Source organism: Amycolatopsis sp. NBC_01286, assembly GCF_035982555.1.
Lineage (GTDB): Bacteria > Actinomycetota > Actinomycetes > Mycobacteriales > Pseudonocardiaceae > Amycolatopsis.
The window spans coordinates 4,012,750-4,025,424 of record NZ_CP108428.1 but is presented as its reverse complement, the minus strand read 5'-3'; the positions used below and the strand labels follow the sequence as shown (position 1 = coordinate 4,025,424).

The following is a 12,675-nucleotide window of genomic DNA, read 5'->3' as shown; positions in this document are numbered from 1 at the left end:
GAGGCTGGTCGGCGTGAGGTCAACCGATTCAGAGGTACACACGGAATTGCTCGATCTCACCGGAGTTCCCCTCGGGGAACTCCGCACGCTCCACACTCCATCGCTGAACACGGCAATCAGAAAAGTGTTCGACTGCTCCAGGCAAGTCGACGTCGACGAGATTCAAGGGCAGATTTCGATCTGATCCACGACGGACGGTCCTGCGCCTGAATCTCCGTGATTCGCTTCAGGCGAACCGGCGAAAAGGAGCATAATCGAATGCAGGCCGAACTGCCGCGTCACCGGCTGCCGTGGTCGTTCTTCGTCCAGCTCTGCACCGGGCCCGCATCGGCCGCCGTCATCGAAAACCTGCGCTCCGGGCAGCTCAGCCGGCGGAAATTGCAGGCTCGCGCACTGACGGAACTCCTCGACACCAGGCCGGACAGCCCAGCGCACGCCTGGTCCGTCCTGGTCGCGGCCGACCGGCGCGATCCCGGGCTGGTCAACGAACTGCTGCTGCACCCCTCGGCTGGTGTCTGGCTGACCCGGACGCTCCGGAAATTATCCGGAGCGGCGACGGACAGCACGCCGCTGCGGACCGACCTGGACTACCTCGCCTCGGTCGCCGGTGCGGCGGCGACGCGCTGCGGGCTGCCCTGCACTCTGGAAGTACCGGTGGTGCACGGAGTGATCACGCTGCCAACAGTCGGCCAGGTCACCCTGCCCTCGGCGTTCCCCGCGGGCCACGCGGTCCTCGAAGTCTCGCCGGACGGCACGGCGGCCGTGCGGGCGCTCACCTCGAGCGCGTCCGTCACGTTCTCCGCACCGGAACCCAGCCCCGGATTCGTGCCCGTCGCCCGGCACACCGCGACTTCGCACCGGCTCCGCCTTTCGATCGAAATCGATGACCGCGGCCCCTATCGGACCTTTTCGGCGCCGATCCGCCCTCGCCCGCTCGACCCGCTCGAGTACGCCGAATGGACCAAACTGCTCGACGAGGCGTGGGACATCCTCACCACGCACTACCGGGGATTCGCCGAAGAACTGTCCGCCGGCATGTCCGCACTCGTTCCACTGGAAAGCGAGAACTCCATCACCGGCGCGTCTTCGTCCATCGCGTTCGGCGCGATCGCGATGACCGCGAAATATTCGGCCGTCGACTTGGCCGAAGCACTCGTCCACGAACTCCAGCATTCGAAGCTGAACGCACTGTTCGATCTCGTCGAACTGCACGACCCGGACTGTGGTGAACTCTTCTACGCGCCGTGGCGTGACGACCCTCGTCCGATCGGCGGCCTGCTCCACGGCGCCCTCGCGTTCGTGACGGCCGTGGAGTTCTGGCGGGTGCAAGCCGAGCACGACGAGGACGATGGGCGGTACGCCCAGTTCAACTACGCCTACCGGCGACGGCAAGTGCGGCAGACGGCCGAGACGCTGCTCGCGTCGCCGGCGCTGACCGGATTCGGCCGCCGGTTCGTCGCCTCGATCGCCGAGCGGTTGTCGGCCGTCGAAGACAGCGAGGTCACCGACGAGGTACGAGAAGTGGTGGCGAAGGTCGCGGATGAACACCAGGCCGCGTGGCGGCTCCAGCACCTGCGCCCCGACGAGAACCAGGTCCTCGCCCTCGCAAAAGCCTGGTCGGCCGGCGCCCAGGAACCTCCCGGCCCGCTCGAACCGGCCGTCGTCGTCCCGTGCTACCGGTCACTCACCCGGTCGCCTCGCTCCGATCTGCTCAAGCTGCGATTCCTGGGCCAGGAGAACGCGGTCCCACCCGCGCGAACGCGCAACTTGTCCACGGCCGACCTGCACTACGTGACCGGAGACCGCAACCAGGCCCGGGCGGCCTACGCCGCCACGATCCGCGCGAGCCCCCAGGACGACCAGGCATGGCTCGGGCTGGGGCTCACATCGCCGGCCGAAGCCGGCGGGACGCGCAGCGTCCTGCTCACTTCGCCGCACGTCGTCCTCGCCGTCCGGGACAAGTTGCTCGCCCGGAACCACCGGATCGACCGGCCGGTCGAGCTGGTGCGCTGGTTGAACACCGCTTCCGTGCCCGCCGATTGACGGCGAGCACGGAAGCGTGTGCGTCAAAGCTGCATGGTGTCGGTGTCGCAGTTGGCCCGCTCGGATTTGACCGCCGCGGCCACGGCCTGGTGCTGCTCGCCAAGGGCCTTGCGCAGTCCGGCGAGCGTGTTCGCGTGCAGGATCGTGGCCTCGTCCTCGCGGCCCATGGCGCGCATGTCGATCGACAGGTTCAGGGCGATCGCCAGCGTGGCGGGGTGTTCCGTCCCGAGTACCCGGCCCGACCGCTCCAGGTTCGCGACGTCGAGTTCGTACGCCGCCTCGGTCTCGCCGAGCGCTTCGAGGTCGCTGGCCAGGTTGGTCACGCACACCATGGTGGACGGGTGGTCGTGGCCGAAGACCCGCTGCAGCGCCGCGCTCGTCCGTTCGTCGATCAGCCGCGCCTGCCCGATGTCACCCATCAAGCGGAGGGTGATTCCCAGGTTGATGGCGGACACCAAGGTGAACGGGTGTTCCGCGCCGTGGGTCTCGACGAACAGCTGGTGACTCGACTCGCCGAGCTTGCGGGCACCGGCCAGGTCGCCCAGGTGCCGCAGATCGGCGGCCATGCAGGTTTCCGACGTGATGGTGTCGAGGTGGCGGTCACCGTGCCGGCGGCGATAGCGCTCGACGCATTCCTGCGAAAGCTCGAACGCCCCCGTGTGGTCACCGGCCTTCCGCCGGGCGACGGCGAGGTTGCGCATCGCGCCGATCGTGCGCGGGTGATCGTCGCCGACGACCTCGCGCTGCCGCTTCAACGTGCCCTCCTGAAGCTCGCACGCTTCGACGTACTGGCCGCACTCACGCAGGTCCATGGCCAGCGCGTTCAGGGTCAGGAACGTGTCGATGTGCTCCTCGCCCAGCGCGATTTTCTTGCGCCGCCAGACGTCTTCGTCGAGATCCCTCGCCTCGAAGAACTTGCCGACCAGGCGGAGCGTGCTCGCCAGGTTGCCACCGGCGGCCAGGGTCGCCGGGTCGTCCTCGCCGAGCACCCGCCGCGACCGCTCGAGGATGTCCTCGCCCATTTCCAGCTCCCGGTCGAACCGGCCGAGGGACCGCATGTCCTGCCGCACGGTGCCGGCGACGTTCAGGAAGAGCTCGTTGTCCTCCCCTACGGTCTCCCGCACCAGATCGTAGGTGCGGTTGTTGAGTTCCCGGGCTTCTTCCGTGCGGCCGAGCCGCCACAGCGAGACACCCTGCAGCCGGGCCATGGCCAGCGTGTCGGGGTCGCTTTCGCCGAACATCTCGGTCCACTTGGTGAGCGCCTGCCGCGAAGTTTCGCGCGCGCCCTCGTAGTCGCCGTAGCTGACGAGGTAGCGAACCAGGTTGACCATCATCCGGCGCACCCACGCGTCGGACTGGCACTCCATCATCCGCGACACCATGGCGTGCGGGAGCAGCTCGGAGTACGTCTTCCAGTTGGCCGAGTTCTCCGGGTCGTTCGGGTCGCCGTGAACCAGGAGGATGTGGACGGCGTGCCGCATCACGTCGTGCTCGGCGTCGTCCAGTTTGTTCTTGAGCACGGTCTGGACCAGCCGGTGCAGCTGGAGGGTGTTGCTCCGGTGGTCCAGCCGGGCCAGGCTGTACCGGCTGATCTCGCGGATCGCCAGGTTGAGCTTGATCGGCTGGCTGAACGCGGTGGCGAGATCATCGGGCACCGGAACGCCGCGCACCGCAGTGAACAAGTTCCGCGAGATGGGTTCCGGTCCGAAGAAGGCGCACACTTGGAGCAATTGGAGCGCGGCCGGGTGCGACGCGCGAAGCTTGGCCAGCGGGACGTTCCACGCCGCGGCCACGGATCGCTGGTAGTCGGCCGAGCCTTCGCTCTCCGTCATCTCGGCCAGGTTCTGGTCGAGCAGTTCCAGGTATTCGGCGACGGGCATGCCGGTTTGCGCGCGCCACGCCGCTGCCTGCTCGATGGCCAGCGGCAGGTCTCCTAGTGCCTCGGCGAGCCGGTCGGCGTCACCGTCGTTGATCTCACCGCCGGCGCGGCGAAGCAGTTCTTTGCTCTCTTCGCGGGTGAAGAGGTCGACCTCGACCGTCCGCGCCACTCCGGACCATTGGGAGTTCCGGGAAGTCACGACGATGTGCCCGGTTTCGCCGGCGACCGCCGGGAAGAACGGGCTCACGATCTCCGGCCGGTCCGCATTGTCGAAGACCAGTAACCAGCGTGAATAGGGATCGCCCTTGCGCAGTGCTTCCAGAACACTGGGCACCGCCGCGTCCGCCGTACCCGGAACTTGCAGGCCGAGCCGTTTGGCCAAGTCGACCAGGCTGCTCGAGATCTGCGACGGGTGCTCGGCGGGAATCCACCAGATGACGTCGTAGTCGTTGGCGTGGCGGTAGATGTACTCGACCACGGTCTGCGACTTGCCGACACCACCCATGCCGTGCAAGGCCTCGGGAAGCACCGCTGTCGCCCCACCGGCCTGGACGAGCCGGGCCCTGAGCTGGTCCAGCAGATCGATCCGGCCGACGAAATCCGGGTTGCGCAAGGGAATTGTTCCCCAGATCTGCGGCCGTGATGTTCGCTGTGGACCTGTGGCGGCCGGTACAGGCGAGGCGGGAACTGTCACGGCGTCGTCTCCTCCGGAGGGGGTGGTGGTACCCGCGGGCTCACCCGACGAGGTCCGGGTGTCAATCGTGGTCAAGGCGTGGTCCTCGAGGTCGGGTCCGGATTTCTGAATTGATCCAGAAACAGTGTCAGATACCACATTAGGGGCTCCGGAAGCACGGCCGCTCGCCGGATCTGCGTGCGGTGCCAGATCCGCCTCGAGTTTCTTCGCGCGACGCGCGTACCTGCCCGAGAGCGCGCGGAATACAGCTTCCTGAACACGCAGGTAGGGCACGTTTTCCGGAGAGGCGTCCAGCAACGACGCGGCATCTGGGTCGTCGACCGCTTCGCGGTAGTTCCGCAACGCCGCGATCCGAGAACCCGCGTACTGACCGAGAACACGAGCGACTCTCACAGTCGTGTCACGCCGCTCGCCGGAAAGGAGTTCGGCCCGGACACCGTCCCGGAATTCGAAAGTCACTTCCGACGGATCGGCCGAGGCGTGGTTTCGCGAGACCCGGTGGAGCAAACCGCCGAGGAGCACCTCGGCCAGCGCGGGAAGTCCGGAACCCGGGAGCAGCACGCGTTGCACGAGCCGCATGATCGGCAGGTTCAGGGGCGCGGCCGCGAGCAGGCCCGCCAGCTGGAAGGCCTGCTCGGACGCGTAGGTGCGGAAGCGGAGCACCTGGTTCCGTGGCGTCACTTCTTCGGGCGGCTCGGCTTGGCCCGCGGCGTCCAGCAGCCGCTTGCGGTGGTCGGGGTGGGCGAGCACGGCGGTCGTCTCGATCGTGGTGGCCGTCGAAACCAGTTTGGCCCAGTCCCGCAACCAGGCTTCCGACAAGGTCAGGACCGGAACGGCGACCGCGCCCTCGATCGCCGCCGAAGGCGTGTCGCCGGTCGCGGGCGCGCCGGACCTCTTGGTGTGGACCCGCAACCGGCGGTTGGGCACGCCGGGAGCGGACGCCGACAGCCGCAGCCTGCTGGGGGAAAGCCCGCCCCACATCCACAGCCGCTGCGGGAGCATGTGCGCGACGGCCACGGGCATCTGCTCGGACCACCGGGCCAGCATTTCGTGGGCGACGCCGTCGTGCCAGGTCGTGCCGATCGCGTCCGTCATGACCATGATCAACCTGCGCCCGGTCGGATCGGCGAGGTCCTTGGCCCGGTAGACCGCCCCGCCACTCCCTTCCGCGCGCAGGATGGGATCGCCGGCCGACGGCTCCGAGCTGTCCATCAGGTGCACCCGCACGTCCCGGAAGGCTCCCTGCCTGCGGGCCAGGTTCCGGAACTCGCCGACGGTGTGCTGCCAGAGCTCCATCGACGGCGCGGTGTCCACCACGAGCGCGAGTTCGAACCGGTGCCACAGGTCCGGCTTCCAGACCGGTAACCACATCCCGTCGTCGGCGGCTCGAGTGGCGGTGGCTTCCTCGTCGAGGATCGTCGCCCACGGCGAGGGCGACGACCGCATGAGCGGCCGGAGCGCCCGGCTGATCTCCCGCGCCTGCGGCAGTGCAGGCGCAGTGGGCCAGTTCAGCGGCGCGGTCTCCCGGCCGTCGTCCGGTGTCACGCTCGCGGCGTGGACGAAACGGGTCGGCCCCGGCAGCCAGTCCTGCCTGCGCAGCGATGACGCCCCGGGGTCCGCTGGGGCAGCCTCTCCCGCCGGCCCGGTGTTGTCCGTGTCGTCCGGTTGCCGGGGAACGGGGCCGGTGTCCGGCGTTTCGGGCGGTGCCTGGTCTGTCCCGTCGACCGCCGGCGGCGGGTTCTTCTTGCCAGGCCTCGCCGGTTTCGCCGCCGCTCGCGGCACACCGAGCCGGCCGGCCAGCCACAAGATGTCCCGGGTCTCCCGCCACGAGAGGTCTCGCACGCGCAGCGCCGGCTCGGCCGCGCCCGGTTCCCGGGGCGGCTGAGCTCCACTGGGCGTCGTGGTCACTCCGACTCCAAGGACGACAACGGGTGCCAAATCGCTTCGAGGAGTTCGGTCCAGTCGCCGTCGCGCTGGTATGCCCCCGAAGTCGCGAGTTCGGCGGCCATGTGGACGGCGTTCAGCAATTGGTCGGCCGCCAAGCCACCCACGCGTTCACTGCGTTCGAGGAACTGCTCGATGAGCAGCCGGATGTCCAGGCCGTCGGTGTCGCCGAACTGGGCCGCCACCATCAGCCCCAGCTGCTCGAACGTGGGCGGCCGCATTTCGAGTTTCAAGCACCGGCGGAGAAAGGCGGGCGGGAAATCCCGTTCTCCGTTGCTCGTGATGATGACGATCGGAAAGGCCCGCGGCCGGACGCGGCCGTCCTTGACCACAGCCGTACCGCCGCGGTCGTGCGTGAGCACGGTGACTTCCGACCGGAGTTTCGCGAGACGGACGAGTTCCGGTATTTCGTATTCGCCGTCTTCGAACACGTTCAGCAGATCGTTCGGCAGGTCGATGTCACTCTTGTCGAGTTCGTCGATGAGCAGGACCCGCGGTTTCTCGAACGGCAGCAGAGCGGTGCCGAGCGGGCCCACACGGATGTAGCCGCCGATGTCGGCCGGTTCGGCGTGGTGCTCGCCCGCCGCCTGGACGCGGCCGATCGCGTCGTAGAGGTAGAGCCCGTCCTTCAACGCCGACCGGCTGGAGATGGGCCACTTGAGCACCGGGCCGAGCCCGAGTTCCGTGGCCACCAGGTATGCCAGGCTCGATTTCCCGGTCCCCGGACGACCGGTGACCAGCAACGGGCGCCGCAGGTAGATGGCCGCGTTGACCATCGCGACCTCTTGCCGGTCCGAGACCCGGGCCTGGCTGCGCAGCCGTCCGATCCGGCGTTGTCCGTCACCGCCGTCGTCGGGCGGCAGGGTGACCGGCCCCTCACCGCCGAACTCACGCCAGGGTGGCGGGTCCGGCAGCGATACCTCCCCGGTTCCGGCGGGAAGCCCGGTTCCCCGGTAGACCTGCCAGTCGCGTTCGTGGTTTTCCGATTCGGCGCCGGTCATACGCTCGACACCGCCTCGGGTGCGGTCGGGCGCTGCGGTACCACCATGCGTTCGGGGTCGTCCCACAAGATCGCCAGCCGGCTGCCGACGTGACTTCCTTCCGGCCCTTCGGCGAACGCTGATAGCCTGATGAGCCGAAGGCGTTCCAGCAGGTGGTGCGGATCTTCGGCGTGCAGTAGCTCTTTCACGGTGTGGGAAAATTCCTCCGAACGGCAGTCTTCTCGATGCCAGACCATGACGGGAAAGCCGGCGCGCAGGCCTACGGCGATCTCGTCGCTTTCCACGGTGAACGGGCGAGGTGGCTCACTGAGTACGAAGGCGACGAGATCCGGTTTTGCCTCGAACCACGCCGTCAGTTCACGCAAATTCCGCGCCTCGTCCCGCGGGCTCCAAAACCCGGATTCGAGCGCGATCGGGCCACCGCCCCCCGCCTGCGCTTTGAGTTCTTTCCACCGCACGTACCACGCACGGTGCCATTTCCTCGCCTTCATTCTTTCCAGACTCCGCACCCCCATGGGAAAATGACAACCGAGCGGTTCCGGAATGCTGGTCTCGACTTCCCACTGCCATTGGTCGACGTCCAGGTGCAACAAGTCCCGGGAAAGGATGAAATCGAGCCGGATGTCCGGATCGTACGGCGCCCACTCGCCTTCGACCTTCTCGGCCAGTTCGGCGACTTTGCGCCGCACCTCGTCGAATCCGCCGAAGAAGTCGGGTCCGCGTTCCGGGTACCAGCCACTGGAGACGTCGAGCTGCCGCCAGTGCGACAACAGATAGCCGTCGCCGGTCGGCCCGTCGGGCTGCAGCAGGAAAACCAGGTAGGCCTCCGACCGGGGTTTCGGCGGATCCACCAAACGGGCTACACCCTTGATCTGATTACGGAAACCTTCAAGTTCCTTGACCAGATCCATCCGGCGAGCCTTCTCGTCCACCCATCCCCGGATCTCCGCCGCCAGGTCGAACCTAAGCCGCGCGGCGACGTGCTCGACGAGCATCAAGCTCTTCGGCACCCCGTCCGGACCGCAGTTCAGGGTCTCCAGCAGCAAGAACGCCTGCTCCAGCGACGCTTCGGGCGGCAGTGGGGGTGCACCGGTACCGGCGACGTGCGCGTAGATGTCGGTGACGTCGGACGCGGTCACGCCGGACAACAGGCCGAACAACTGGTGCCGCTCCTCGGCCGTCCAGGCTTGCAGCGACGTCAGGTCGAGAATTATCTGCCGGACCTCTGTCAGCGCGATGGTGCCGGGCTCCACGCTCTCCAGCACACCGAGGAGGACGAGCAAGCCGTCCGGCCGCTGCCGGCACGAGTCGACGATCGCGAGCAAATGCAAGTTCGTCTGCGAATATTCGTTAACGGGCAACAAATAGCCCAGTTCGTCGGAGAGCAACCGGAGGACCAGCCGACGGCTGTTGGGGTCGCTCAGGCACGACACGCCCTGCAATGCCTGGACCAGAGACCACAGGGCACCCGCGCCCGGTGTCTCACCCATCATCGCAAGTCCTCCACCTCACTATGGGCATAGCCCAGGCCATCGTAGCGAGGTTCTGCAACAACTTGCTTCATCCTTGCCGTTTTAGTCCGATTGGGCTCACTGTTCGACCCGGCCCAACAAACTCGACAGCCACCGAAATGAGCCTGACCAGCCAATATTCGAGGCTTTCCCGAACTGGTCACCGATAGCGATCCCCCGCGAGAATGACTTGTTCGTCAAGATAACGACCGAAAGATCATTTACGACCGGCGCTCGAGCGGTATGTGCCGGGCGCGACTTCGAACTGGCGTTTGAACGCGTGCGAGAAGGCGAACGGCGAGCTGTAACCGATCTTCGACGCGATCGACGGCAGTGGCAGGTCCGTGTCCTGCAGCAACCGGGCCGCCGTAGTCATGCGCCACCACGTCAAATACGCCATCGGGGGGCGGCCCGTCAACGCCGTGAAGCGGCGGGCCAGCGTTGCGCGCGACAGGCCGACCCGGGCCGCCAGGTCCTCGATGCGCCACGGGGCCGCGGGATTCTCGTGCAACGCCGCCAGTGCGGCCGCGATCTCGCGGTCCCGCAAGGCTTCCGGCCAGCCCGGGTGCTCGGTCGAAGCCAGCCAGGCCCGGACCAGGTACACCAGCAGCAGGTCCAGCAGGCCCGTCACCACCGTGTCGCGACCAGGGCGGGACGCCGCAACCTCGCCGCCCAGCAGGTCGATCGCCGCGCGCAGTTCCGGGTGGTGGCCGATCCTCGCGGGGAGGTGGACGACCTCCGGGAGGCCCGCTAGCACCGGGTGCTGGCGCGCGCGGTCCAGGCGGTACTTGCCGCACAGGAACTCCGTGCGGCCGTCCGGGTCGGGCACCGCCGTCTCGAACGGCACCGCGCCGGCGGCGTCCGGGGCGGACGACAGCGTGTGGGCGCTGCCGTGCGGGACCAGGACCACGTCGCCCGCGCCCAAGGGCACCGGCTCGCCGGACGAAGGGACCAGCCAGCCGCTCCCCCGCAGCAGCACGTGGAACCCCGCGCCCTCGTACGGCGCGAAGCGGTAGCACCACGTCGAGCCGGCGCGCAGGCGGTTCGACGTCGGCTGCCCGATCCGCATCGCGGCGATCGCGTCGCTCAGGAGGTCCACGAGACCATCGTAACCGTGAGACGATCGCGCATTCAGACGAGCATTTCGGCCATGGAAACACTCACGCGAGCGTCTTAGCGTGGAGGCATGCAGATCGGTGACGTCGAAGTGCTCAAGGTCGTCGAGTGGCAGGGCGAGATCGCCCCGCTGCGGACCATCGTGCCGGACAGCCCGGCCGGGCTCCGGCGGGACAACGCGTCCTGGCTCGCGCCCGACCACTGGAACCCGGAGACCGACGGTTACCACGCCGCCGTCCAGACGTGGGTGCTGCGCAGCGAGGGGAAAGTCGTCCTCGTCGACACCGGCGTCGGCGACGACCGGCAGCGGCCGCAGATCCCGCTGTTCGACCACCTGAAGACCGGCTTCCTGGACCGTCTGGCCGACGCCGGGGTGCGGACCGACGACGTCGACGTCGTCGTCAACACCCACATCCACTACGACCACGTCGGCTGGAACACCCTGCTGCGCAACGACGAGTGGGTGCCGGCCTTCCCCAACGCCACCTACCTGATCCCCCGCGCCGACCAGACGTACTTCGACCCGCGCAACGCCCACCGCCGCCCGGCGCCGCGCACCGAGCAGGAGCAGTTGCGCCGCGAAGGCAGCCTTCTCGTCTACGCCGACAGCATCGCCCCCGTGCTCGGCCGGGCCGTGCTGTGGGAGACGAGCCACCGCATCGACGGCAACCTCACGCTCGAGCCGGCGCCTGGCCACACGCCCGGCTCGTCGCTCGTGCGCCTGACGTCCGGTGCGGACCGCGCCGTGTTCGTCGGCGACCTGCTGCACAGCCCGGTGCAGATCCTCGATCCCCGCCACAGCAGCTGCTTCTGCGAAGACCCGCGCCAGGCCGCCGCCACCCGCCGGAGCGTGCTCGAACGCGCGGCCGACAACCGGGAACTCGTTGTGCCGGCACACTTCGCGGGCCCTGGCGCGGCCGAGATCCGCCGCGACGGCAGCCACTTCGCGATCCACCGCTGGGCGGATACGGTCGCGGAGTGCCGGAACTGATCACGCCCACCGCGGACCGCCGCACCGCCTGGCTGGACGCGCACGCCGAGTGGGGCCCCGGCCGCCACGAGGACGGATTCGGGCTGCTCCCCGCCGACGAGGTCGCGACGCCGGCCGGGTTCGCGGCCTGGCTGACGCGGCTGGCGACCGACGAGTCCACCGAGTACTGGTGGATCGTCGACGGCGAGCGCGTGCTCGGCGGGATCGCGCTGCGCCGCAGGGACGCGGGTGCCGGGCACATCGGCTACGGCGTCCGGCCGTCCGCGCGCCGACGTGGGCTCGCGGGCTGGGCCCTGGCCCGCGTGCTCGACGAGGCGCGCGCCCGCGGGATGCCCGAGGTGGTCCTCGTCTGCGAGCCGGGCAACGTCGCCTCGGCGAAGACCATCGAGCGGCACGGCGGCGTCCGCGACGACGGGTCCTGGCGGTACCGCGTCACCCTGGTTTCTGTCGAAAAGCTGTGAAACCGGACAGACCTGGCACTCTCCGCCACCCCCGCGCGTTCATCGGGTAGCAAGACGGAGGAGGACCGATGGGTGCGTTGGGGACGTTGCTGGGGTTCGCGCTGACCCTGTACATGCTCGTGCTGATCGCGCGGATGGTGCTGGACTGGGTCGGCATGGTGGGCACCAGCCCGCCGTGGACCCGGCGAGCCCGCGGGCTGGCCTACGCGGCGACCGAGCCCGTGATCGGGCCGGTGCGCCGCGTGGTGCGGCCGGTGCGGCTCGGCGGGATCTCGCTCGATCTGGCCTTCACGCTGGTGTTCGTCGCCGTGCTGGTGCTGCGGTCAATCGCCTTCAGCCTGTAGCGTGCCGCGGAAGCTCGCGGACAGCCGGTCGACGCCGCGCTCCAGCTCGGCGCGGACGCCGCGCAGGTCGATGCCGTCCGGGTCGATCAGGGCCTGCATCGAGATCCCGCGCAGCTGGGCGAGCAGGGCGGACGCGTACGCGTCGGCGTCCCGGACGCCCGTGATGCTCCCGTCCGCGACGCCGCTGGCGACGGTCTGGGCGATGGCGAAGCGGAACCGGCGGTCGGCCTCGGTGAGGGCGGCGCGCATGGCCGAGCTCTCCGCGGACGCGTCGCCCCAGAGGGCCAGGAACGCGTGGTTGAGCGTCGGCATCGTCGTGATGAGCTCGAAGATGATGTCCAGCAGCGCCCGCAGCATGTCCATCGGCGTCGCGGTGGCGGACCCGGTCCGGGCCGCCACCGCTTCGCTGTAGGCGTCGGTGAACTCCTCGACGGCGTACTCGACCAGCTTGCCGCCGAGGCCGTCCTTGTCGCCGAAGTGCTGGTAGATCACGGCCTTCGCGTAGCCCGAGCGCGCGCAGACACCGCCGAGCTTCATCCGGCCGAAGCCGTCCTCGGCGATGAGGTGCGCGGCGGCGTCCAGAATGCGCGCCTCGACGGCCTCGTCGGCGTCTTCCTGGATCCGGCCTGCGGCGGAACGGTCCACCGCGCCATGCTAGCCACTGGAACCGGACATCACCGGCCAACTGCGC

Annotated in this window: 9 protein-coding genes; 4 read left to right on the top strand and 5 right to left on the bottom strand. The window is 68.7% G+C overall.

Annotated elements, in window-relative coordinates; translation table 11 throughout:
• The first annotated feature begins 258 nt into the window (after positions 1-258).
• Positions 259-2,043 carry an HEXXH motif domain-containing protein gene (locus tag OG570_RS19415; protein ID WP_326958159.1) on the top strand — a complete coding sequence of 595 codons (1,785 nt, stop codon included), beginning with the start codon at positions 259-261 and terminating at the stop codon, positions 2,041-2,043.
• Between the two features lie 23 nt (positions 2,044-2,066).
• Here OG570_RS19415 and fxsT read toward each other — a convergent pair whose 3' ends face one another.
• The 4 genes from fxsT to OG570_RS19395 form a co-directional block, all read right to left on the bottom strand.
• Positions 2,067-6,524: an FxSxx-COOH system tetratricopeptide repeat protein gene (gene fxsT, locus OG570_RS19410; RefSeq protein WP_326958157.1), complete on the bottom strand. Its 4,458-nt coding sequence runs from the start codon at positions 6,522-6,524 to the stop codon at positions 2,067-2,069.
• A complete protein-coding gene (locus OG570_RS19405; protein WP_326958155.1) occupies positions 6,521-7,561 on the bottom strand; it encodes an AAA family ATPase in 1,041 nt (346 codons plus the stop codon). The genes fxsT and OG570_RS19405 overlap by 4 nt, the downstream gene beginning before the upstream one ends.
• A complete protein-coding gene (locus OG570_RS19400; protein ID WP_326958153.1) occupies positions 7,558-9,054 on the bottom strand; it encodes a VMAP-C domain-containing protein in 1,497 nt (498 codons plus the stop codon). Before OG570_RS19400 ends, OG570_RS19405 begins: the two co-directional genes overlap by 4 nt.
• Before the next feature lie 235 nt (positions 9,055-9,289).
• Positions 9,290-10,171: an AraC family transcriptional regulator gene (locus OG570_RS19395; RefSeq protein ID WP_326958151.1), complete on the bottom strand. Its 882-nt coding sequence runs from the start codon at positions 10,169-10,171 to the stop codon at positions 9,290-9,292.
• An 87-nt stretch (positions 10,172-10,258) separates the two neighbouring features.
• On the opposite strand from OG570_RS19395, the gene OG570_RS19390 reads away from it, so the two are divergent.
• From OG570_RS19390 to OG570_RS19380, 3 genes are all read left to right on the top strand, one after another.
• Positions 10,259-11,179, top strand: coding sequence for an MBL fold metallo-hydrolase (locus tag OG570_RS19390; RefSeq protein ID WP_326958149.1), 921 nt, complete (start codon positions 10,259-10,261; stop codon positions 11,177-11,179).
• Positions 11,167-11,640 (top strand): GNAT family N-acetyltransferase, encoded by a 474-nt coding sequence (locus tag OG570_RS19385; RefSeq protein WP_326958146.1) that lies wholly within the window; start codon positions 11,167-11,169, stop codon positions 11,638-11,640. The genes OG570_RS19390 and OG570_RS19385 overlap by 13 nt, the downstream gene beginning before the upstream one ends.
• 68 nt (positions 11,641-11,708) lie before the next feature.
• Complete coding sequence (locus tag OG570_RS19380) at positions 11,709-11,984, top strand: YggT family protein (RefSeq protein ID WP_326944162.1); 276 nt, start codon at positions 11,709-11,711, stop codon at positions 11,982-11,984.
• Here OG570_RS19380 and OG570_RS19375 read toward each other — a convergent pair.
• Entirely contained in the window at positions 11,964-12,629 is a 666-nt protein-coding gene (locus tag OG570_RS19375) for a TetR/AcrR family transcriptional regulator (RefSeq protein WP_326958144.1), read from the bottom strand. The two genes, OG570_RS19380 and OG570_RS19375, sit on opposite strands and share 21 nt — an antisense overlap.
• Positions 12,630-12,675 lie beyond the last annotated feature (46 nt).